The following is a 21,654-nucleotide window of genomic DNA, read 5'->3' as shown; positions in this document are numbered from 1 at the left end:
CCTATCGTGAAAATCGCCATCAATTCCAGGGATGAAAAAACACTGTCCGCACTGAGCCAGCTGCTGCGCGGCCGCAACCGGCTCGACGAGATCGATGCGGGCGGCGAAACGCTCGAACCGCTGCAGGCGGCGCAGTCGCCGCCCGACGTGCTGATCTTCGACCGCCCGTCGAACGACGGCGCCGACCTGGCCGCCATCGAGCGCCTCAGCAACCTGCATCCGCGCATGGCTTTCATCGTGCTGTGCCACCAGCAGCCGCCCGAATTCCTGCTGCAGGCCATGCGCGCGGGCGTGCGCGACGTGCTGCCGTTTCCCGCCGCGCCGGCCAGCCTGTATGCGGCGCTCGAACGCATCGAGGAAAAGCTGGAGCGGCGCGAGCATGGCAACGGCAAGGTGCTGGCCTTCATCTCGTGCAAGGGCGGCAGCGGCGCCACCTTCATCGCCAGCAACCTCGGTTATGCGCTGGCCGCCGGCGGCCAGCAGCGCGTTGCCCTGATCGACATGAACCTGCATTTTGGCGACGCCTCGCTGTTCGTCTCCGAGAACAAGCCGCTGGCCACGCTGTCGGACGTCACGCGCGACATCCACCGGCTCGATTCCTCGTTCCTGGGATCGAGCATGCTGCACATCCTGCCCAACTACAGCGTGCTGGCCGCGCCCGAGGATCCCGCCCACGCCAGCGAAGTGGCGCCCGAACACATCGACGCCATCATCCGGCAGGCCAGGCGCCAGTACGATTTCATCGTGCTCGACGTGGGCCGCAACCTCGACGCCGTCAGCGTGCGCGCGCTGGACCACGCCGACATGATCTTTCCCGTCCTGCAGGCGACCTTGCCCTACATCCGCGACGGCAAGCGCCTGCTGGGCATGTTCCGCTCGCTCGAATACGCCAGTGACAAGGTGCATATCATCGTCAACCGCCACGACAAGGGCGGCGAGATCCGCCTGCGCGACCTGGAAGCGGCGTATGGCACGGCCGTCTACCGCACCGTGCCCAATCACTACGCCTCGGCGGCCGCCTCGGTCAACCAGGGCGTGCCGATTTTACAGCTCGACAAAGCCAGCCCGATCACGCGCTCGCTGCAGGAATTCGCCGCCAGCCTGGCCGGCGGCGCGGCCGGCACGGCGCGCCAGGGCTGGCTGGGCCGCGTCCTGCGGCGCGCCTGATCCACATCCCAGAACAGGAGCATTTCATGGCTAGTTCCCCCATCGCCGCCTTGTCCATCCGCGAACGGCTCGGCAGCGCCAAGATCGCCGCGCTCGCGCCGCAACGCATGGCGGCCATCGACAACCGCGGCTACCGCGACCTCAAGCTGCGCATCCATGGGCTGCTGCTCGAACGGGTCGACCTGGAAAGCATGCAGCGCCTGTCGCAGGAGCGCATCCGCGAAGAATTGCGCGGCCTGGTCGAGCGCTTGCTGGATGAAGAGGCGGTGGTCATCAACGAGGCCGAGCGCAGGAGCCTGACGCGCGACATCCAGCACGAGATGCTGGGCTTCGGCCCGCTGGAAACCCTGCTGTCGGACACCAGTGTGTCGGACATCCTCGTCAACGGCCACCAGCAGGTCTATGTGGAGCGCGGCGGCCGCCTCGAGCTGACCGACGTGTGCTTCGACGATGACGCCCATCTGATGAAAATCATCGACAAGATCGTCTCGCGCGTGGGCCGGCGCATCGACGAATCGAGCCCCATGGTCGATGCGCGCCTGCCCGACGGTTCGCGCGTCAACGCCATCATCCCGCCGCTGGCCATCGACGGCCCCGTGATGTCGATCCGGCGTTTTTCCGTCGATCCGCTGCGCCTGGCCGACCTGGTCGCCTACCGCAGCATGACGGCGGAAATGGCCGAGGTGCTGCAGGGCCTGGGCAAGGCGAAGATGAATATCCTCATTTCCGGCGGTACGGGCAGCGGCAAGACCACCATGCTGAACGTGATTTCCGGCTTTATCGGCCAGACCGAGCGCATCGTCACGGTGGAAGACGCGGCCGAACTGCAGTTGCAGCAGCCGCACGTGGTACGGCTGGAAACGCGTCCGCCGAATATCGAAGGCAAGGGCGAAGTGAGCCAGCGCGCGCTGGTGCGCAATGCGCTGCGCATGCGTCCCGACCGCATCATCCTGGGCGAGGTGCGCGGCGCCGAGGCGCTCGACATGCTGGGCGCCATGAACACGGGCCATGAAGGCTCGATGGCGACCATCCACGCCAACACGCCGCGCGACGCCATCACGCGGCTGGAAAACATGATCAGCATGGCGGCGGCCAACCTGCCCAGCAAGGCCATCCGGCAGCAGATCAGCTCGGCCGTGTCGGTGGTGGTGCAGGTGTCGCGCCTGATCGACGGCAAGCGCAAGGTGACGTCGATCCAGGAAATCACGGGCATGGAAGGGGAGGTCATCACGATGCAGGAAATCTTCAGTTTCCGGCAGACGGGCGTGGCCGAGGGCGGCGCGGTGGTCGGGCATTTCTCGGCCAGCGGCATCCGCCCGCGCTTTCTCGAACGCCTGAACAGCTTCGGCATCGGCGTGCCGGCCTCGCTGTTCGAACCCACCGCGGCGGGGCGCTGACCCGCCATGCTTTCCTACCTTGTCTATCTGTTTATTTTCCTGGCCGTCCTGCTGCTGGTGGCTGGCGCCTGGCTGGCGTGGCAGGCGGCGCGGGGGCCGGGCGCGGCGCGCGTGGCGCGGCGCCTGCAAGCCATGTATACGGCCAGCGATGGCGAACAGGCGCTGTCGATCACCAAGCAGCGCCCGCTGAGCGTCCATCCGTTTCTGCAAGGCGTGCTGGAAGGCTTGCCCGGCGCGGGGCGCATCGAGCAGCTATTGCTGCAGGCGGGCATGCGCTGGCTCGTGGCCGGCTTCCTCGGCTATTGCGCACTCGGCGCGCTGGCCGGCCTGCTGCTGGCCGGCGCGCTGCCGCTGCCCTGGTATGTGCGCCTGGGCCTGGGCGCGGGCGGCGCCATGCTGCCGTATCTGCTGGTGCGCCGCGCCAGGAGCCGGCGGCTGGTGCGCATCGAGCAGCAACTGCCGGATGCGCTCGACCTGATGGGCCGCGCCATGCGCGCCGGCCATGCGTTTCCCACCGCGCTGAAAATGGTGGGCGAGGAGATGACGGGGCCGCTGGCCGAGGAATTTCGCGCCGTGTTCGACGAAGTCAGTTTCGGCGTCGCGATGGCCGATGCGCTGGGCAACCTGGCCGCGCGCGTGCCCAGCACGGACTTGCGCTATTTCGTCATCGCCGTGCTGATCCAGCGCGAAACGGGCGGCAACCTGACTGAATTGCTGAGCAGCATCAGCGCCATCATCCGCGACCGCCTGAAATTGCTGGGACAGGTGCGCGTGCTGTCGGCCGAAGGGCGCATGTCGGCCTGGGTCCTGGGCCTGCTGCCGTTCGGCGCGGCGCTGATGATGCACGTGATGAATCCGCAGTTTATCGCCGTGCTGTACACGGATGGGGGCGGGCGCAAGATGGTCGGCGTGGCGCTGGGCTTGCTGATGGTTGGCGTGCTCTGCATCAGAAAAATTATCCATATCCGGGTGTGACATGAAAGAAAAAACACGATGAGCGGCATGAGCGCGGCGCAGCTGGCTTTGCTGGGCCTGCTGTTCCTGATCGTTTTCGCGCTGGCCTTGCTGGTGCTGCGCATATTCGCCGGCAGCGCCGTGCAGGAGCGGCTGCAGGCGCTGGGCGATGCCGGCGCGGCCGGCGATAGCGGGCGCCATGCCAGGCGGCGCTGGCTGGCGCATGCCGTCAGCCTGACGCGCCCGCTGGCCAGGCTGTCGCTGCCGGACGAGGGCTGGGAAAGTTCGCCCATCCGCAGCCGCTTCGTCCATGCCGGCTGGCGCAGCCAGGCCGCGCCCGCGCTGTTTTACGCGGCCAAGACGGCCTTGTTCGTGGGCTTGCCGCTGCTGGCGTACTTCCTGCTGCGCCACGGCGGGCACAATATGCTGTTGTGGCTGGTCGCGGCGGCCGCCCTCGGCTATTACCTGCCCAATCTCTGGCTGTCGCATTGCCTGAAACAGCGCCAGCGCGAAGTGTTCGAAACCTTTCCCGATGCGCTGGACCTGATGACGGTGTGCGTCGAAGCGGGGCTGGCCATGGATGCGGCGCTGGCGCGCGTGGCGCAGGAAATCGGCTTGAAAAGCAAGGTCCTGGCCGAAGAGCTGCAACTGGTGACGCTGGAACTGCGCGCCGGCAGCGCCAAGGACAAGGCCTTGCGCAACCTGGCCCTGCGCACCGGGGTGGAAGATGTCGATGCGCTGGTGACCTTGCTGATCCAGGCCGAGCGCTTCGGCACGAGCATCGCCGCGTCGCTGCGCGTGCAGTCCGATCAGCTGCGCACCAAGCGGCGCCAGCGCGCCGAGGAAACGGCGGCCAGGATCGCCCTCAAGCTGCTGTTCCCGCTGATCTTTTTTATCTTCCCGTCGCTGATGGTGGTGCTGATGGGACCGGCGTTCCTGCAGATTTACCGCGTGCTGCTGCCGGCCATGCGGGGCGGCTGAGGGCTGGCCGGGGCCAAAAAAAGCTGCCGGAGTTTCCTCCGGCAGCTTTTTTACATCAGGGCGCGTCTGGCGATCAGGCGAATGGTGCCAGCAGGGGGATCATCTGGCCGAAGATCTTCGGGCTGGCGGCGATGACGTCGCCCTTGTACAGGTAGTCCGATTCGCCGGAAAATTCACCGACGATGCCGCCCGATTCCGTGATCATCAGGGCGCCGGCGGCGATATCCCAAGGCTTCAAGCCTTTTTCGTAGAAGCCGTCCAGGCGGCCGCAAGCGACGTTGGCCAGGTCCAGCGCGGCCGAGCCGGCACTGCGCACGCCCTGGCTGCGTTCGGCCATGATCTGGTACATCTTCAGGTATTCGTCGAGCGCGCGCGGGCCGGCGCCGTGGCCGGTGCCCAGCATGGCATTCGAAATGCGGTCGAGCTTGGTGACGCGGATGCGTTTTTCGTTCAGGTAGGCGCCGGCGCCCTTGGTGGCCGTGAACAGGTCGTTGCGGACCGGATCGTAGATGACGGCTTGCGTGACGACGCCGCGATGCGCGAGGGCGATCGAGATGCAGTATTGCGGGAAGCCGTGGATAAAGTTGGTGGTGCCATCGATCGGGTCGATGATCCACTGATATTCATTCTCGTCGTGCGAGTTGGCGGAAGCTCCCGATTCCTCAGCCAGGAACGCGTGGTCCGGGTAGGCTTTGGACAGCACCTCGATGATGGCTTGTTCGGCCGCCTGGTCGACGTCGGTGACGAAATCGTTATGTTGTTTTTCCGTGACGACGACGCGGTCGAGGTCAAAAGAGGCGCGATTGATGACGGCGGCGCCGCGGCGGGCGGCTTTGATCGCCGTGTTGAGCATTGGGTGCATGTGAGCTTCCGTTAAAAGCACGCGACCGCCCATGGCCGCCTTGCGGCGCCGGTACGATAGAGTGCAAGAATGAATTAAAGAGCGGAGCGGTGCCGAAGTGGTTAAAATCCCGGCCTGGCGTCAGCGTTTTGTGACTCCGTTTCCCGAAATTTCCTGTATCGATACCGCGCAATAGCGCTATTTTAAATGAATCTGCCCGAAATCAACACGTCTCTTTTCAAACGCCTGCGATTTATTCTTGTCGAAACTAGTCGCTCTGGCAACATTGGCGCCGTCGCGCGCGCCATGAAAACGATGGGTTTTTCCGATCTGGTGCTGGTCAATCCCCGCTTTCCCGACGCCCTGACGGATGCGGAAGCGGTGGCCTTCGCCAGCGGCGCGCAGGATATTCTGTCCGGCGCGCGCATCGTCGGCTCGATCGCCGAGGCGCTCGAAGGCTGCAATTACGCGGCGGCCGTGTCGGCCCGACTGCGCGAATTCTCGCCGCCCGTCACGGCCCCGCGCGCCATCGCGGCCCAGCTGGCGGCCGGCGAAGACCTGCACGCGGCCGTCATCTTCGGCAACGAGCGCTTTGGCTTGCCCAACGAGATCGTCGAGCAGTGCAATGTGCTGATCAACATTCCCGCCAATCCCGAGTATTCCTCGCTGAACCTGTCGCAGGCGGCGCAGGTCGTCGCCTATGAATGCCGCGTGGCGGCGCTCGGCGATGCCCAAGCGGCCAGCCCCGTCGGCTTCCATGGCGACGCGGCCAGCCTGGCGCAGGTCGACGGCATGTATGCGCACCTGGAGCAGGCGCTGGTCGCCATCGACTTCCTCGACGCCGACAACCCGAAAAAACTGATGCCGCGCTTAAAACGTCTGTTTTCGCGCACGGGGCTGGAAACGGAAGAAGTCAATATCCTGCGCGGCATCGCGCGGCATATCCTGGCGGTCGCCAAAAAAGGCCCATGATCGAGACGCGGCTGCTGCGCCAGTTCATCGCCGTCGCCGAGGAACTCAATTTTCGGCGCGCGGCCGAACGGCTGCACATGGCGCAGCCGCCGTTGTCGCAGGCGATCCTGCGGCTGGAAGAGGCGCTGGGCTACCCCGTATTCGAGCGCACCAACCGCAAGGTCAGCCTGACGCCGGCAGGGGATGCTTTCCTGGCCACAGCGCGCCAGGTGCTGGCCAGCCTGGAAGAGGGCGTGGCCGCCACGCGCCGCGTGGCGCAGGGCATCGAAGGCTACTTGCGCCTCAGTTTCATCCACATTACGCCGTACGCCCACGTGCTGGACGCCTTGCGCGCCTTCCGCGCCGCCTCGCCCGCCGTGCAATTCACCTTGCGCGAAGCGTCGACGCAGCAGCAGGTCGAGTGGCTGGAACGGGGCGAGGTCGATATCGCCGTGCTGCGCGCGCCCGGCCGCAGCACGCCCGGCCTGCGCTTCGAGCGCCTGTCCGGCGAAGACATCGTGATCGCGCTGCCGTCGGATCACCGCTGCGCGGGCCAGGCGCGCGTGGACCTGGCGGACCTGGCCGGTGACGATTTCGTCGCCTCGCCGCGCGAGCTGGGCCAGGGTTTCCACGACCAGCTGGCCAGCCTGTGCCTGCATGCGGGTTTCGTGCCGCGCGTGGTGCAGCAGGCGCGCCGCTTGCAAACGGTGCTGGGAATGGTGGCGGCCGGCTTCGGCGTGGCCCTGCTGCCAGCCAGCCTGGCGGCGTCCAGGCCTGCCGGCGTCGTCATGCTGCCGCTGGCAAGCAGCGCGCCCGCGCCGCTGCGCCAGCTCGACCTGTACATGGCGAGGGACCCGCAACGCACGTCCGCCGTGCGCGAGCGGCTGCTGGCGCAGCTGCGGCTGTCTGCTGCTCAATAAGACTTTGAGCGTCTCGTTTCAAGATAAATAAGATATTTTACAGATGGTGGTGCAGGGGCCAGCATGGCGTTTTTGATTGTCAGGAGCTGTCATGTCTACCATGTCCTCACGCACAGTGCTGCCGTCCGCCACGCTGCCATCTTCCATTTATCTTCTTTCCCTGTGCAGCTTCGCCTTCGGCTTGTCTGAATTCATCGCCGCCGGCCTGTTGACCCCCATGGCGCGCGACCTGCACGCGAGCGTGGCGGCGGCCGGCGGCGCCATCGCCACGTATGCGCTGGGGGCGGCCATCGGCGCGCCCATCCTGACGGCCCTGCTGGCGCGCCGGCCCGTGCGCCAGGTGCTGGTGGCCACCATGCTCGTGCTGGCGGCCGGCAGCATGGCCATGGCGGCCGCGCCGGCGCTGGGTGCGCTGCTCGGTGTGCGCTTTGCCGTCGGCCTCGCGCATGGCGTGTTCATGGCCGTCGCCTCGCATGCGGCCACCAGCCTGGTCGACCCGTCCCGCGCGGGACGGGCGCTGTCCATCGTCTGGCTGGGCCTGACCCTGGCGCTGGCGGGCGGCGTGCCGCTGGGGACGTGGCTGGGCGCCGTCTCGTCGTGGCGCTGGGTCTTTTTCACCATCGGCGTGCTGGCCCTGTGCGGCGGCGCCGGCTTGCGCTGCGCCATGCCCGCCGCGCGCCAGCCGGCCGCCGCCACCTCGGCCCTGGCCAGCCTGCGCGCCATCCTGCAGCCGTCCCTGCTGCTGGCGGCCGGCGTGGCGGCGCTGGTCAGCGTGGCCACCTTCAGCTTTTTCACGTATGTCTCGCCGTTCCTGCTGCAGCTGGGCGGGCTCGATGCGGGCTGGCTCAGTGCCGCCATGCTGTGCTTTGGCGCGTGCGCCATCGGCGGCAACCTGCTGGGCGGCTGGTGCGCGGACCGTCCCCACGCCCTGCGCTGCACCGTGCTGGCCCTGGCCGCACTGGCGCTCAACCTGCTGGGGTTTTATGCGCTGCGCACGCATCCCCTGGCCATGCTGGCCCTGTGCGGCACCCTGGGCTTGCTGTTCTTTGCCCTCGTCACCCTGTCGACCATGCGGCTGCTGCGCCTGGCGCAGCAGCATTGCCCGGGCAGCGATGCGGTGGCGGCGGGCCTGAATATCGCCGCCTTCAATGCGGGCACGGCTGCCGGCGGGGCGCTGGGCGGTGTGCTGATCGTCGCCTTCGGCTTGCCAGGCATCGCCGTCGGCGGCGCGCTGGCGGCGCTGCTGGCCATGCTGCCGCTGTGGTTACAGTCGCGCAAACTAGACGGCTCGCTCTAGTTTTTGCGCGCGGAAGCGCACTTCCTTTGGCGTACACTGGCCTGCAAAAGGCGGGTCAAAACAAGGGGAGACATGGGAATGCGACGCAGATCGTTCTTGAAACTGGGCGTGTTGGGCGCCTGTGCGCTGGCCGCCGGCGGCGCCGCCTACCGCCTGGTGCGCGGGCCGGCGCCTCCTGGCCGTTTCGTGCTCGACGGCGAAGCGCGCGCGGCGCTGGCGGCCATCGTGCCGGCCATGCTGGGCAGCGCGCTGCCGCAGGAAGCCCCCGCGCGGGCCGCGGCGCTCGATGGCGCCATCGCCGGCGTGGACACGGCCATCCATGGCTTGCCCTTGGCGGCGCAGCAGGAAGTGCAGGATTTGTTTGGCTTGCTGGCGCTGGCGCCCGCGCGGCGCTTCGTCGCAGGTGTAACAGGTGGCTGGCACGCAGCCGATCCGGCCCAGGTGGCCGCCTTTCTGCAGGCGTGGCGCATGCACCGCCTGGCCACCCTGCAGACGGCCTACCTGGCCCTGCATGACCTGATCCTCGGCGCCTGGTACGCCGATGCCGCCCACTGGGCCGCCATCGGCTATCCGGGGCCGCTGCCCGAACTGAGCGCATAAGGCATCCATGAGCACATCCACCATTCCTGATCCCATCGCCGCCGGCATTGCGGCAGGCTGGAACGTCACCGACGCCAGCACCCTTGGCACCGACCGTACCTTCGAGGCGGACGTCGTCGTCATCGGCAGCGGCGCCGGCGGCGGCGTGACGGCGGAAATCCTCGCGCTGGCCGGCTTGAAAGTCTTGATCGTTGAAGAGGGCGGCTTGAAGTCCTCGAAGGACTTCAAGATGCGCGAAGCGCAGGCCTATCCCGCGCTGTACCAGGAATCGGCCGCGCGCAAGACGCGCGACAAGGCGATCAATATCCTGCAGGGGCGCACGGTGGGCGGTTCGACCACCGTCAACTGGACTTCGAGTTTTCGCACGCCGTCCGGCACGCTCGAATACTGGCGCCGGCATTTCGGCTTGTCCGGCTATTCGGTGGACGCCATGGCACCGTGGTTCGCCATGATGGAAAAACGCCTGCACGTGAGCGACTGGGCCGCGCCGCCCAATGAAAACAACGACTTATTGCGCCGTGGCGCCGCGGCGCTGGGGATTCCGACGGCCGCCATCCGGCGCAACGTGAACGGCTGCTGGAACCTCGGCTACTGCGGCATGGGCTGCCCGACCAACGCCAAGCAGTCGATGCTGGTGACGACGATTCCGTCGGCGCTGGCGCTGGGCGCGGGGTTGCTCGTGCATGCGCGCGCCGAGCGTTTCAGCTTCAAGGGCGAGCGCATCGACAGCCTGCAAGTCACTGCGCTGGACGCGGCCGGGCAAGTACCCACGGGCGTGCGCCTGACGCTGCGCGCGAAACATTTTGTGCTGGCCGGCGGCGCCATCAATTCGCCGGCCCTGCTGCTGCGCTCGCAGGCGCCCGACCCGCACGGCTTGCTGGGCCGGCGCACTTTCCTGCATCCGACCGTGGTGTCGGCGGGCCTGTTCCCGCAGCGCGTCGACGCCTACGCGGGCGCGCCGCAGACGATTTATTCCGACCATTTCCTGCACACGGCGCCCATCGACGGCCCCATCGGCTACAAGCTCGAAGCGCCGCCTTTGCACCCGCTGCTGATGGCCACCACCATGGGTGGCTTCGGCGACGAGCATGCGCGCACCATGCGCGACTTCCCCCATGCGCACGCCTTGCTGGCGCTGCTGCGCGACGGCTTTCACCATGAGGCCGTCGGCGGCAGCGTCTCCATCGACAGCTTCGGCGCGCCCGTGCTCGACTATCCGCTCACGCCGTTCATCTGGGATGGCGTGCGGCGCGCGCTGCTGTCGATGGCGGAAATCCAGTTCGCCGCCGGCGCCAGGACCGTGTATCCCGTGCACGAGATGGCCAGCCACTACACGAGCTGGACGCAGGCGAAGCGGGCCATCGGCGATTTGCCGATGCAGGCGCTGCTGGCGCGCGTGGTATCGGCCCACGTGATGGGCGGCTGCGCCATGTCGGACGATGCGCGCCTGGGCGTGACGGGCGCCGACGGCCGCTACCACGGCGTGCGCAACCTGTCCGTGCACGACGGCTCGCTGTTTCCCACGTCGATAGGCGCCAATCCGCAACTGACGATCTATGCGCTGGCCGCGCGCCTGGCCAGCGGGCTGGCGCAGCAATTAACGGGCAAGCCGGCGCCCGTTCCTCTTGCAGGCGCTGCATGATCGCGCGCATCCTCAAGTGGCTGATGCTGCTGCAGGTGCTGGCCGTGCTGGGCTTTGCGTACCTGGCCATGCACGCGTGGGGCGTCGCCTCGCCCGCCATGGCCCTGCTGCTGGCGGGCGCCATGCTGCTGGCCGTGCGCACGCTCATCGTGGCGCGCAATTTCTGGCAGAGCCGGCGCCTGGGCAGCCCCGTACCAGAGCAATATCAGTTGGGTGCCGGGGGCGCCGCGCGCCTGTTTTTCGGCGAGCTGCGCGCCACCCTGCGGTCCTCGTCGTGGGACATGCTGCGTCCGCGCCTGCATGCGGCCGACAACGTCGCTGGCCAGGGTCTGCCGGTGCTGCTGGTGCACGGCTATGTGTGCAACCGCGGCTACTGGACGCAGCTGAGCCGGCAGCTGGCGCGCGCCGGCATCGCGCACGACGGCGTCGACCTGGAGCCGATAGGCGCCGACATCGAAGACTTCGTGCCGCAGGTCGAGCAAGCGATCGAGGCGTTGTGCGCGCGCACGGGCAGCGACCGCGTCATTATCGTCGCCCACAGCATGGGCGGCCTGGTGGCGCGCGCCTGGCTGCGCCGTTACGGCGCGGCCCGCGTGGCGCGCATCCTCACCATCGGCACGCCGCACCACGGCACGGCGCTGGCCAACCTGGCGGCGGGGACGAATGCGCGGCAGATGAGCCGCATCGACGATGCGCCCAGCGGCTGGCTGGCGCAGCTGGCCGCCAGCGAGACGCCGGCGCTGCGCGCGCTGATCACGTCGATGTATTCGCATCACGACAATATCGTCGCGCCGCAAGCGTCCGCGCAGTTGCCGGGCGCGCGCAATCTCGCCTTTGGCGGCATCGGCCACGTGGCGCTGGCCAGCGACGCGCGCGTGCTGCGCCAGCTGCTGGCAGAAATCACTATCAAGAACGAAGTCACGGAGCCCCCTTCGGCCCCCCATTTCGCCTGAGTCCTGTTGTGTTTTGTCTGCATGGCAAGACTGTCTGTTTTGACTCTGCTGTTGCCCCTGTTTAACAACGCAAGGGGCAGATAATGCTGTTTTCCACTGGCGTACTGTATTAAGCTAGCATCGGAAGACAGGCGGTGGAAATTTGTTCTTGAGGCCGCTTGCCCCGTTCCGCAGCCTGACGACGGCCACCTATTTCTCTCGATATATGGCAAGATGTTGTAGGATTGTTATGGTGGCCGCGCAAGCGGAAAGTTGAACGCAGGCAGAAAATGAGTCCATGCAGTTTTTATTGGGGGCGCTAATTGTCCGCACGTATACTGATTATCGAAGATAACGCCACCAATATGGAATTGATGGTGTATTTGCTGCGTGCCTTCGGGTACACGCCGCTGGCCGCCTATGACGGTGAAGAGGGCGTGCGCATGGCGCGCAGCGAATTGCCCGACCTGATCATTTGCGACGTGCATTTGCCCAAGCTCGATGGCTATGGCGTCGTGGCGGAGCTGAAGAAAGACCCGCTGCTGCGCAAGATTCCTGCCTTGGCCGTGACGGCGCTGGCCATGGTGGGCGACCGCGAACGCCTGCTCGAAGCGGGCTTCAATGGCTACATCGGCAAGCCGATCGAACCCGACCTGTTCGTGGCGGAGCTGGAGTCTTTTTTACCCGGGGCGCCGTCGACGCCAGTTAAAAACGACATAGCCACCATCCTGATCGTCGATGATCATGTGCTGAACCGCGAATTCCTCACCGCTCTGCTGGGCTACGGCGGCCACCGCCTGCTGGAGGCGGCCAATGGCGCCGACGCGCTGGAAATCCTGCGCACCGAGCGGCCGGACCTGATCATCTCCGACATCCTCATGCCGAACATGGACGGCTACGAATTCGTCACGCGCGTGCACGCCGATCCCGCGCTGACCGACGTGCCCATCATCTTTTATACGGCCACCTACCGCGAGCAGGAAGCGATCCTGCTGGCGCAGGCATGCGGCGTGCGCTGGGTGCTGCCCAAGCCGTCCGATCCCGAGGTTATCGTGCGCACCGTCAACGAGGCGCTGGGGCTGATGCCGGCGGCGGCCCAGATGGCGGCGGGGCCCGGCGCGGGCGGCGGGGCGGCGCTTCCCGTCACGGGCAAGCTGGCCGGCATCGAGCATCAGGTCAGCGGCTACCTCGACGAACTCGAATCGAGCAGCCAGCAGATTTCGCAGCTGGCCAGCCAGCGCGAGGGCCAGGCCGCGCTTCCCGAAGACCTGGGCGTCATGACGGAGCGCCTGTCGCGCTCGCTGTCGAGCCTGCAGGCGGTGAGCCTGCGCCTGACGGCCCTGATCGAACTCGGCATCGAGCTGGGCGCCGAACGCGATCCGCGCGCCCTGATCGAGGCGGGCTGCAAGGTGGCGCAGAATATCTGCGTCTCCAAGTACGCCTGCATCGGCGTGCTGGAAGAGGGCGCCGAAAAGCTCAGCTATTTTTCCTCGTGCGGCGCCGAGAAAAACCTCGAGCGCATCGCCAGCGCGCCGCGCACGGGCATCCTGAACCGCTTGCTGGAACAGCGCCAGCCCTACCGGGTCAATGGCTTGAAGGGCGATCCCGGCGCGCTCGGCTTGCCCGACACGCACCCGCCCGTGCATTCCTTCCTGGGCGTGGCCATCGCTTCGCGCGAACGCAGCCACGGCTGGCTGTACCTGGTCGACAAGCTGGGGGCGAATGAATTTTCCGAAGTCGACGAGCGCGTCGCCGCGACGGTGGCGGCGCAGATCGCCGTCGCCTACGACAATCTGCTGCTGTACGACGAGATCAAGCGCCATCACGAGCAGCTGACACTGGACATGGCGGCGCGCATCCGCCTCGATGAAGACTTGCGCCGCTTCCGCCTGGCGATGGATGCCACGGCCGACGCGATTTTCCTCGTCGACCGCGCCGGCATGTGCTTCGTCGACGTCAACCAGACGGCTTGCCGCATGCTCGGTTTCGAGCGCGAGGATTTCCTGCGCGTGGGGCCGGGCCGCGCGCACGAAGGCGAATCCCAGCTCGAAGAGCTGTACAACAAGCTGCTGGCCGGCGACCAGGGCGGCCCCATGACGGAATTGCAGCTGCAGCGCAAGGACGGCTCGCCGCTGTCGGTGGAAGTGCAGCGGCGCACCCTGCGCTCGGGGCAGAGCTGGATCCTGGTGGCCGTGGCGCGCGACATCACCGAGCGCAAGGATGCCGAGCAGCGTTTGATGAAGCTGGCCCATTTCGATACCTTGACGGGTTTGCCGAACCGCAGCCAGTTTTATGCTTCGCTGACCCATTCGCTGTCCCAGGCGGCCGAACACCAGTGGGCCGTGGCCGTGCTGTTCATGGATGTCGACCGCTTCAAGAATATCAACGATACCCTGGGCCACACCATCGGCGACGACCTGCTGCGGCAGTTTTCCAGCCGCCTCGTCGATTGCCTGCGCGTGCGCGACACCATCGGCCGCTTTGGCGGCGATGAATTTGCCACCATCCTGGTGCTGCCCGAAGGCGCCCAGCATGCCGTGGGCGTGGTCGACAAGATCCGTGAGGCGATGCGCAAGCCCTTCGACTTGCAGGGCCACGAGGTGACGGTGACGGTCAGCATCGGCATTTCCGTGTTCCCCGAGGATGCGGTCGATGCGGACACCCTGATTCAATACGCCGACACGGCCATGTACCGCGCCAAGGAAGCGGGGCGCGACGCCTTCCGCTTCTTCACGGCGGAAATGAATGCGCAATCGATGGCGCGGCTGGACATGGAAAATGCCTTGCGGCGCGCCATCGACAACGAGGAATTCGTGCTGTTCTTCCAGCCCAAGGTGAATATCATCTCGGGGCGCATCAGCGGCGCCGAAGCGCTGATCCGCTGGCGCCGTCCGGGCCACGGCATGGTCTCGCCGGCCCTGTTCATCCCCCTGCTGGAAGAAACGGGCCTCATCGTGCGCGTCGGTAACTGGGTGCTCGACGAGGCGTGCAAGAAGATCAGCGAGTGGGGCGCCAGCAGCATCGGCCCCGTGCACCTGTCGGTGAACGTGTCGGGCATCCAGTTCTTCGTCGGGGGCCTGGAAGAGGAGGTGCTCAAGGCCATCCGCAAGTACGATATCGCGCCCGACCTGCTGGAACTGGAGCTGACGGAAAGCTCGCTGATGTCGAACGCCGAGGAGACCATCTCCGTGCTGCGCAACCTGAAGGCGCTGGGCATCCAGATTTCCATCGACGATTTCGGCACCGGCTATTCCAGCCTGGCCTACCTGAAGCGCTTCCCCATCGACAAGCTGAAGATCGACATCGCCTTCGTGCGCGAAGTGACGAGCAATCCGGACGACGCGGCCATCGTGCTGGCCATCATCAGCATGGCGCACAGCATGAAACTGGAGGTGATTGCCGAAGGCGTGGAAAACGATGCGCAGCTGGCTTATTTGCGGCGCCACGGCTGCGACGAGATGCAGGGCTATTATTTCAGCCGCCCTGTGCCGCAGGAAGAATTCGAGCAGATGCTGATGGGGGGCAAGCTGCTGCAGGCGCCGCAGGATGATGGCAGCGAAGAGCAGCAAACCTTGCTGATCGTCGACGACGATGTCTTCATGCTCGACGTGCTCAGCGACTTCCTGGCGCAGGACGGCTACCGCATCCTGACGGCGCAGACGGCCGCCGAGGGCTTCGACATCCTGGCGCGCCACAAGGTGCAGGTGATCCTGTGCGACCAGTGCATGCCGCTCATGAGCGGCACCGAATTCATGGAGCGGGTCAAGCACCTGTGCCCCGACACCTTCCGCATCATGCTGTCGGCCTTTGCCGACCTGACGCCCATCATGGCGGCCATCAACCGCGGCGCCGTCGACCGCTTCTACACCAAGCCGTGGAAAGGCGCCGTGCTGCGCGAGAATATCCGCGAAGGCTTTCGCTTGCACAAGCTGCTGCATGGCCCCGTGAAAGCGGCGGCTTAGGCGCTCGCAAGCGACCGGCCGCCGCGTGCGCTGGCGCACCTTGGGGCGCAGCTCGCTATCGAATTAGACTCCCGTCTCTAGTTTTGCTCTCTAGAATAAAAACATCCATGTAGTGGCATGGCCTTTCACATGACGGGAGCGGGCGATGGTAAAGAAATTGAAGGAACTGGCGGAAGACACGGAATTGGCGAGCGCCGTGCGCTCGTCGGCGCAGCAGATCTGGCAAGCGGGTCTGGGCGCCTTCGCCAAGGCGCAGGAAGAGGGCGGACGCGTGTTTTCCAAGCTGGTCAAGGAGGGCACGGAATTCCAGAAGCGCGCCGAAGACAAGGTGGCCGATGTCAGCGGCAGCGTCAGCAAGCTGGCCGATGGTGTGGGCAAGCAGGCCAGCGGTTCCTGGGACAAGCTGGAACAGGTGTTTGAGGAGCGTGTGGCGCGGGCCCTGGCCACCATCGGCGTGCCCATGCAAAACGACATTGCCGCGCTGCACGCCAAGATCGATGCCTTGAGCGTGCAGGTAGCGGCCCTGTCGGGCAAGGCCGCGCCGGCGGGCAAGCCGAAGGCCGTTGTCAAGCCTGCCGCGAAGACGGCGCCGAAAACGGCACCGAAGGCGGCCGCCGCCAAGGCCCCGGCCAAGCCGGCGGCCAAGACGACAGCCAAGGCGGTGCCGCGCACCGCCGCCAAGTCCGTGACCAAGCCCGTGACCAAGCCAGCCGCCAGCAAGCCAGCCGTCAGGCCGGCGGCGAAGAAAAAAGCATCGCCGGCCTGAGCTGGCGCAGCATTCCTCCAGCCTGCTCGCGCAGGCTTTTTTTTGCCTGCCTTATTCGCCGCCGCCGTGGGGCGCGGTGTTTCATTACGGCTATCTTAGGTGGTATGCTTGAGGCAGAACACAGAGAGATTGCCCGCCATGCTACAAAAAGCACCACGCCGTACCCGCGAACGCATCCTGGAGTTGTCGCTGCGCCTGTTCAATGAGTTTGGTGAGCCGAATATCACGACGACCGTGATTGCGGAAGAGATGAATATTTCGCCGGGAAACCTGTATTACCACTTCCGTAACAAGGACGACATCGTCAACTCGATCTTCGTCCAGTTCGAGGCGGAAATCGAACGCATCCTGACCGTGCCCGACGGGCGCCGCTCGAATATCGAGGATGTCTGGCTGTACCTGCACCTGATGTTCGAACTGATCTGGCGCTACCGCTTTTTCTACCGCGACCTCAACGATTTGTTGTCGCGCAACCGCAAGCTGGAATTGCACTTCAAACTGATCCTGGCGCACAAGATCAAGGTGGCCACGCAGCTGTGCGAAGATTTGCGCAGCGAACAGTCGCTCGAGGCGTCGGACATGGAAGTGGCCGCCATGGCGACGAATATGGTGGTCGTCGCCACCTACTGGCTGTCGTACGAATACGTGCGCAATCCGCGCAAGTACAGCGAGCAGCAATCGATGTCCGATGCGCTGGCGCGCGGCTGCTACCAGGTGCTGTCCCTGATCGGACCCTATTTGCGCAATGAAACGCATTTGCTGTTTCGCAAGCTGTCGGAAGAGTATGTGACCAAACTCAAGAACGACTGATGCGGCTGTTGGCGCCACGTCGTCAATTACAGGAGAGATATATGGCTTGGAAACAATTTCCCTATCCGGACGCAGCATATGTCTACACCCCGCAAACCCTGGAAGCGGCCTGGTCGCGCCTGCATGCGGGCGACGTGGAACCGTTTCCCACGCACCCTGCGCTGGTGCAAGCCTGGCTGGCCTTCCATGCGGGCGACTTCGAGCGCGCCGTGAAGCTGGGCCTGGCCGTCGGCGTGCCCGGTTATGCGGTGGCGCACAAGGCCACCTGCATCTACGCCACGCACCTGGAAGGCAACGACAGCCAGAAACTCGACATGTACGAGGAAGTGGCCGAGCGCTGCGAGCGCCAGCAGAGCGAGCAGCCGGACAATCCGGCCGGCTACTACTGGCATGCCTACAGTCTGGGCCGCTACGCGCTCGGCACTTCCGTCGTCAAGGCGCTGGCGCAGGGCATGGGGGCGCGCGTGCGCAACAGCCTGGACCGCACGATGACGATCGCGCCCATGCATGCGGAAGCGCATATCGCGTTTGGGATTTATCATACGGAAATTATCGACAAGGTCGGCGTCATGATAGGAGGGCTGACCTATGGCGCCAACAAGGAAGATGGCTACCAGCACTTCAAGACGGCGCTGGCCCTGACGCCGTATTCGGCGCTCGCGCACAGCGAATATGCGCGCGCATTGAATATGCTCGATGGAAAGAAAAAGCTGGCGGAAGCGCTGGCCTTGTATGAAAAGGCGGCCGAGTGCGTGGCACTGGACGCCAAGGAACGTCTCGAAGTCGAGGCGGCGATCGATGAATTGAAAGGGTAGGGACGACTGTGATCAAGGCTTTATGTGTGTACTGTGGCGCCAACGCGGGCGTCTCGCCGGACTATGCCGTGGCGGCGCGCGAACTGGCGCGCGTGCTGGTGGCGGAAAATATTTCGCTCGTGTATGGCGGCGGAAAAGTGGGCCTGATGGGCGTGATTGCCGATGAAGTGCTGCGCCTGGGCGGCGAGGTAACGGGCGTGATTCCCACCCAGCTGGTGGAACGCGAAGTGGGCCACATGGGCTTGACGCGCCAGTTCATCGTGAAGGACATGCATGAGCGCAAGGCGATGATGGCCAGCCTGTCCGATGCCTTCATCGCCATGCCCGGCGGTTATGGCACCCTGGAAGAACTGTTCGAGATGCTCACGTGGGCCCAGCTGGGCTTGCATGCCAAGCCCATCGGCCTGCTCAATGTCGACCGTTTCTATGATGGCTTGATTGCTTTCGTGCAAAACGGCAAGGAGCAGGGTTTCATCCGCCCGCAGCACGCGGCGTTCCTCAATGCCGACGCCGATCCTGCAGCGCTGGTGCAGCGCCTGAAGGAGTGCGCGCCGTAATGCCGTTTTCGCCTGGCGGTGCGTATGCCGCCAGGCAACTATTTTCCCTGTCGCTTGCAAGGGCCATGCAGTACGCACTGCATGGCTTTTTATTTCCGCATGGGAAAATTGATCGGGCCTGATGAGTTAATTAATAAAAATATGGCAAAAAAATTGCAGTGATAGCATGTTTTTTTGAAAATGAAGATGATTTTTAAGCATGGCTGTGGTCTACTGGCATGGTTCAAAGTTAGGAATATCGGACACCGACGAGCGTTGTACAGACTCCCAAAAAAAAGGTGCCGGTCCATTTCAAGTTGCCATAACCACGCTACTTCATCATCTCGAAAGGATGCTATTTTGAAACCTATGACCCTCTTGCGAGCGACCGCTGTCGCCGCCATTCTGGCCAGCGCTGGCGGCGCCCACGCACAAACCACCATCATCGGCTTCGATCCGCTGGAACAACCCGGCTACTTCGGTTCCGTGTTCAAGTCCTACTCCGAAGGCGGCTACAACTTCGACAGCAGCTTCGGGCTGCTGAGCTCGGCACACCAGAATAGCCTCGCCTACGCCGGTTCGGCCGGTCTCGGCGCGACGCTCCTGTCGACGACTACCCTGAGCCGTGCCGATGGCGGCGCTTTCTCGCTGAGCTCGATCAGCCTGGCCGACTTCGTGAGCTTGCCCGGTTCCTTTGACGTGACCTTCGTCGGCCACCAGGTGGGCGGCGGCACGGTGAGCCAGACCTTCACCCTCGGCGGCGGCCACACCTTCGCCGACTACACGTTTACGGGTTTCAGCAATCTGCTGTCGGCAACGTGGAAGGAAGGCGCCTTGCATACCTTCCAGGTCGACAATATCGCCGCCAGCGTGAGCGCCGTGCCGGAACCGGCCACCTACGGCATGCTGCTGGGCGGTTTGGGCCTGCTGGGCTTCATGCTTCGCCGCAAGAACGCCGCCTGAGCCTGAACATGGTGCCGGCCATGCCGGCGCGCCTGTAAAAAAGCCGCCCGTTTTACCGGGCGGCCATGCTGACTAGCCAGCGCACTCGAATAATGCCGCCCAGTGTATGCCGGGCGGCATTTTCACGTGGACTTCATGCGCAGACCGTCATGCGCAGCAGTTCATGACCACAGGCGCTGGCCTGACAGGTCGAGCTGGGTCAGGTACAGGCGCACGTCGAATTCGTACTGGTGGTACTGCGGTTCCATATATGTGCACAGCTTGTAGAAGGCCTTGTCGTGCTGCTTTTCCTTGACGTGCGCCAGTTCGTGCACAGCGATCATGCGCAGGAATTCCAGCGGCACTTCCTTGAACATGGTCGCCACGCGGATTTCATGTTTGGCCTTGAGCTTGCCGCCCTGCACGCGCGAGATCGAGGTATGCAAGCCCAGCGCATGCTGGATCACATGGATCTTGCTGTCGAACGCCACCTTGTTGATCGGCTCGGCATTGCGCAGGAATTCATTCTTCAAGTCCTGCACATATAGGTACAGCGATTTGTCGTTGCGCACATCGTGCGCGTTCGGGTAGCGTTTTAATAACACTTCGCCCAGCTTGTCTTGCGCGATCAGTTGCTGCACTTGCGCTTGCGTTTGTTCGGAATAGGCGCTCAGGTATTTCAGGGATGGCTGCATGCGGGGAGGGGCGGGACGTGGCGCGGAGGTGTCGGTAAGGCGAGAATGTACCATACCGCCGCGCCCCGCGCTGCGCCACCCCTTGCACGAAGCTGCCAGGGCCGCCCCGTGCCTTCGCGCGCCAAGCCGTGCGTTGCCGGGCTAAGCCGCTCGCTCGGCCCGGCAAGTCCCGCAGCCCGGTCAGCCCTTGTCGTCTTCGTCCTTGCCGCCCTGACGGCCCGTGCCGCCGCTGCGCCCCGCCGTGCTGCTGCGGTTTTCATTGGCGCGCTGGGCCGATTGCCGGCTTTCGCCGCCTTTCCTGCCGATTTCCGCCATGTGTTCGCGGTTGCGGCTGACGGCTTCACCGCCTTTCTGCCCGGCACGGCGTGCTTCTTCCGAGTCGAATTCATGCGCCGTGCCTTTTTGATGGGCTGCCTGGCCGCCCTTGCTGGCAATTTCGCGTTGCTGTTCCTCATTCATGGCGGCGAAACCGCGCTTGCTCGTGCCTTTGGCGCTGCCCGATTCGCTGGCTTTCTGGCTGCTGCCAGTGCCTTTGCCCTGTTCATTACCTTGATTGCTAGCCATGTCGCTCTCCTTGCTGTCGAGTGGGGGTCAAGTGGTCTGTGCAGGCGCTCAATGCGCCTGATCGGATTGCCTGCTGTTATCGTGGCTGCGGCCCGCGCCGTCGCGGTGGCCTATGGCGTGCATTTTTTCGATCATTTCACGCTGGCGCTGCGTGGCTTTTTCCGTTTCTTCCGCTGTCTTGCGCACCACTTCGTCAGCGAAGGCCACGGCCGTGCGGCTCGTTTCGGGCAGGTGGTTCTCTGCCGTGCGGTTCATCTCGACATTGGCATTGGCGACGAGATTGCCGAGCTGCTGCTGGTATTGGTGCAGCTTGTTACTGCTTGGCTGCAACTGGCCAGCGGCCAGCGACATGAACTCGCCCGTGTCGCGCGCGCCCAGCAGTTGCTGGCTGGCGTTGCTCCACTCGTGCAGCAAGTCCTGCGCCAGCCGCAGATGCAGCTCGCTCAATTGCTGCGCCGTATCGAACATCTTGCGCGATAGTTCCGTGGCGAAATTGCACTGGGCCTCGAGATGGGACTTCAGGGCCGGGCTGAGACTGGGGAAAATACTGTTTGTGAACATGTTCTACCTCAATGAAAAGCTGATCCAGAAAACATCCGGTGCACCGGATGCGGCGTATGGTGAAACAAGCAAAGAGATAGACGCCGGATGGCGTGCCAGGTTCCACGCCAGTTACCGGTTTGGCGCGAGAATGGGAGCTGGCAGGCACAAAAACGCGATGGCTTTGTGTTAGATCAAATGAACGCCAGTTAGCTCGCTGCTGCTGGCAGCCATGCTGTTTGTGTGGAAAATGCCGGCTTACCGGCCCGGCCGTGCGACAATAGCCGGCTCGCGGCAGCGCAGCCGATGGCCGGCGCGCGTGGCTGAGCCGAGCATCGCCTT

Annotated in this window: 20 protein-coding genes; 16 read left to right on the top strand and 4 right to left on the bottom strand. The window is 64.8% G+C overall.

Features of this window, described 5'->3' with window-relative positions; all coding sequences use genetic code 11:
- Nucleotides 1–6: 6 nt before the first annotated feature.
- Genes OX462_RS19240 through OX462_RS19225 form a run of 4 tightly spaced genes read left to right on the top strand, consistent with a single transcriptional unit; the run spans nt 7 to nt 4,499 of the window.
- Nucleotides 7–1,167 (top strand): AAA family ATPase, encoded by a 1,161-nt coding sequence (locus OX462_RS19240; protein WP_409026827.1) that lies wholly within the window; start codon nt 7–9, stop codon nt 1,165–1,167.
- Between the two features lie 50 nt (nt 1,168–1,217).
- Nucleotides 1,218–2,564, top strand: coding sequence for a TadA family conjugal transfer-associated ATPase (locus OX462_RS19235; RefSeq protein ID WP_070313014.1), 1,347 nt, complete (start codon nt 1,218–1,220; stop codon nt 2,562–2,564).
- A 6-nt stretch (nt 2,565–2,570) separates the two neighbouring features.
- The gene (locus OX462_RS19230; RefSeq protein ID WP_070312938.1) at nt 2,571–3,539 is read left to right on the top strand and encodes a type II secretion system F family protein; all 969 of its coding nucleotides are present in this window, start codon (nt 2,571–2,573) and stop codon (nt 3,537–3,539) included.
- 18 nt (nt 3,540–3,557) lie between these two features.
- The gene (locus OX462_RS19225) at nt 3,558–4,499 is read left to right on the top strand and encodes a type II secretion system F family protein (protein WP_409026826.1); all 942 of its coding nucleotides are present in this window, start codon (nt 3,558–3,560) and stop codon (nt 4,497–4,499) included.
- Between the two features lie 73 nt (nt 4,500–4,572).
- On the opposite strand, the gene OX462_RS19220 is transcribed toward OX462_RS19225, so the two are convergent.
- Entirely contained in the window at nt 4,573–5,352 is a 780-nt protein-coding gene (locus OX462_RS19220; protein WP_070224967.1) for an inositol monophosphatase family protein, read from the bottom strand.
- 195 nt (nt 5,353–5,547) lie between these two features.
- Here OX462_RS19220 and OX462_RS19215 point away from each other — a divergent pair, with 195 nt between their 5' ends.
- The 12 genes from OX462_RS19215 to OX462_RS19160 all read left to right on the top strand — a co-directional run bounded on the left by OX462_RS19215 (nt 5,548) and on the right by OX462_RS19160 (nt 19,534).
- The gene (locus tag OX462_RS19215) at nt 5,548–6,312 is read left to right on the top strand and encodes an RNA methyltransferase (protein ID WP_070312936.1); all 765 of its coding nucleotides are present in this window, start codon (nt 5,548–5,550) and stop codon (nt 6,310–6,312) included.
- Nucleotides 6,309–7,211 carry a LysR substrate-binding domain-containing protein gene (locus OX462_RS19210; protein ID WP_409026825.1) on the top strand — a complete coding sequence of 301 codons (903 nt, stop codon included), beginning with the start codon at nt 6,309–6,311 and terminating at the stop codon, nt 7,209–7,211. Before OX462_RS19215 ends, OX462_RS19210 begins: the two co-directional genes overlap by 4 nt.
- A 100-nt stretch (nt 7,212–7,311) precedes the next feature.
- Nucleotides 7,312–8,508, top strand: coding sequence for an MFS transporter (locus OX462_RS19205; protein ID WP_409026824.1), 1,197 nt, complete (start codon nt 7,312–7,314; stop codon nt 8,506–8,508).
- A gap of 72 nt (nt 8,509–8,580) precedes the next feature.
- Entirely contained in the window at nt 8,581–9,108 is a 528-nt protein-coding gene (locus tag OX462_RS19200; RefSeq protein ID WP_409026823.1) for a hypothetical protein, read from the top strand.
- Nucleotides 9,109–9,115: 7 nt separating this feature from the next.
- Nucleotides 9,116–10,750: a GMC family oxidoreductase gene (locus OX462_RS19195; protein ID WP_409026822.1), complete on the top strand. Its 1,635-nt coding sequence runs from the start codon at nt 9,116–9,118 to the stop codon at nt 10,748–10,750.
- The gene (locus OX462_RS19190) at nt 10,747–11,703 is read left to right on the top strand and encodes an esterase/lipase family protein (protein WP_409026821.1); all 957 of its coding nucleotides are present in this window, start codon (nt 10,747–10,749) and stop codon (nt 11,701–11,703) included. Before OX462_RS19195 ends, OX462_RS19190 begins: the two co-directional genes overlap by 4 nt.
- Before the next feature lie 302 nt (nt 11,704–12,005).
- Nucleotides 12,006–15,644, top strand: coding sequence for an EAL domain-containing protein (locus tag OX462_RS19185; protein ID WP_070224974.1), 3,639 nt, complete (start codon nt 12,006–12,008; stop codon nt 15,642–15,644).
- A gap of 145 nt (nt 15,645–15,789) precedes the next feature.
- The gene (locus OX462_RS19180) at nt 15,790–16,410 is read left to right on the top strand and encodes a phasin family protein (protein WP_409026820.1); all 621 of its coding nucleotides are present in this window, start codon (nt 15,790–15,792) and stop codon (nt 16,408–16,410) included.
- 138 nt (nt 16,411–16,548) lie between these two features.
- A complete protein-coding gene (locus OX462_RS19175) occupies nt 16,549–17,220 on the top strand; it encodes a TetR/AcrR family transcriptional regulator (protein WP_034758777.1) in 672 nt (223 codons plus the stop codon).
- Nucleotides 17,221–17,261: 41 nt separating this feature from the next.
- Nucleotides 17,262–18,035, top strand: a complete 774-nt coding sequence (locus OX462_RS19170; RefSeq protein ID WP_070224976.1) for a tetratricopeptide repeat protein — start codon at nt 17,262–17,264, stop codon at nt 18,033–18,035.
- An 11-nt stretch (nt 18,036–18,046) separates the two neighbouring features.
- Nucleotides 18,047–18,592, top strand: coding sequence for an LOG family protein (locus tag OX462_RS19165; protein ID WP_046682536.1), 546 nt, complete (start codon nt 18,047–18,049; stop codon nt 18,590–18,592).
- Between the two features lie 348 nt (nt 18,593–18,940).
- Nucleotides 18,941–19,534: a PEP-CTERM sorting domain-containing protein gene (locus OX462_RS19160; protein ID WP_070224977.1), complete on the top strand. Its 594-nt coding sequence runs from the start codon at nt 18,941–18,943 to the stop codon at nt 19,532–19,534.
- A gap of 161 nt (nt 19,535–19,695) precedes the next feature.
- Here OX462_RS19160 and OX462_RS19155 read toward each other — a convergent pair whose 3' ends face one another.
- The 3 genes from OX462_RS19155 to OX462_RS19145 form a co-directional block, all read right to left on the bottom strand.
- A complete protein-coding gene (locus OX462_RS19155) occupies nt 19,696–20,208 on the bottom strand; it encodes a YgjP-like metallopeptidase domain-containing protein (RefSeq protein ID WP_070224978.1) in 513 nt (170 codons plus the stop codon).
- A gap of 180 nt (nt 20,209–20,388) precedes the next feature.
- Nucleotides 20,389–20,772 carry a KGG domain-containing protein gene (locus tag OX462_RS19150; RefSeq protein ID WP_070224979.1) on the bottom strand — a complete coding sequence of 128 codons (384 nt, stop codon included), beginning with the start codon at nt 20,770–20,772 and terminating at the stop codon, nt 20,389–20,391.
- 48 nt (nt 20,773–20,820) lie between these two features.
- Nucleotides 20,821–21,333, bottom strand: a complete 513-nt coding sequence (locus OX462_RS19145; protein ID WP_070224980.1) for a phasin family protein — start codon at nt 21,331–21,333, stop codon at nt 20,821–20,823.
- Between the last annotated feature and the right edge of the window lie 321 nt (nt 21,334–21,654).

Origin of the sequence: Janthinobacterium aestuarii (assembly GCF_046113285.1) — a bacterium.
Lineage (GTDB): Bacteria > Pseudomonadota > Gammaproteobacteria > Burkholderiales > Burkholderiaceae_D > Janthinobacterium.
The sequence above is the reverse complement of the archived record's forward strand: the minus strand, read 5'-3'. Positions and strand labels throughout refer to the sequence as shown.

Coding starts and splice junctions, on each gene's coding strand:
- OX462_RS19230 (WP_070312938.1), top strand. CDS start 2,571: ATGCTTTCCTACCTTGTCTATCTGTTTATTTTCCTGGCCGTCCTGCTG.
- OX462_RS19225 (WP_409026826.1), top strand. CDS start 3,558: ATGAGCGGCATGAGCGCGGCGCAGCTGGCTTTGCTGGGCCTGCTGTTC.
- OX462_RS19220 (WP_070224967.1), bottom strand. CDS start 5,352: ATGCTCAACACGGCGATCAAAGCCGCCCGCCGCGGCGCCGCCGTCATC.
- OX462_RS19215 (WP_070312936.1), top strand. CDS start 5,548: ATGAATCTGCCCGAAATCAACACGTCTCTTTTCAAACGCCTGCGATTT.
- OX462_RS19210 (WP_409026825.1), top strand. CDS start 6,309: ATGATCGAGACGCGGCTGCTGCGCCAGTTCATCGCCGTCGCCGAGGAA.
- OX462_RS19205 (WP_409026824.1), top strand. CDS start 7,312: ATGTCCTCACGCACAGTGCTGCCGTCCGCCACGCTGCCATCTTCCATT.
- OX462_RS19200 (WP_409026823.1), top strand. CDS start 8,581: ATGGGAATGCGACGCAGATCGTTCTTGAAACTGGGCGTGTTGGGCGCC.
- OX462_RS19195 (WP_409026822.1), top strand. CDS start 9,116: ATGAGCACATCCACCATTCCTGATCCCATCGCCGCCGGCATTGCGGCA.
- OX462_RS19190 (WP_409026821.1), top strand. CDS start 10,747: ATGATCGCGCGCATCCTCAAGTGGCTGATGCTGCTGCAGGTGCTGGCC.
- OX462_RS19180 (WP_409026820.1), top strand. CDS start 15,790: ATGGTAAAGAAATTGAAGGAACTGGCGGAAGACACGGAATTGGCGAGC.
- OX462_RS19175 (WP_034758777.1), top strand. CDS start 16,549: ATGCTACAAAAAGCACCACGCCGTACCCGCGAACGCATCCTGGAGTTG.
- OX462_RS19170 (WP_070224976.1), top strand. CDS start 17,262: ATGGCTTGGAAACAATTTCCCTATCCGGACGCAGCATATGTCTACACC.
- OX462_RS19160 (WP_070224977.1), top strand. CDS start 18,941: ATGACCCTCTTGCGAGCGACCGCTGTCGCCGCCATTCTGGCCAGCGCT.
- OX462_RS19155 (WP_070224978.1), bottom strand. CDS start 20,208: ATGCAGCCATCCCTGAAATACCTGAGCGCCTATTCCGAACAAACGCAA.
- OX462_RS19150 (WP_070224979.1), bottom strand. CDS start 20,772: ATGGCTAGCAATCAAGGTAATGAACAGGGCAAAGGCACTGGCAGCAGC.
- OX462_RS19145 (WP_070224980.1), bottom strand. CDS start 21,333: ATGTTCACAAACAGTATTTTCCCCAGTCTCAGCCCGGCCCTGAAGTCC.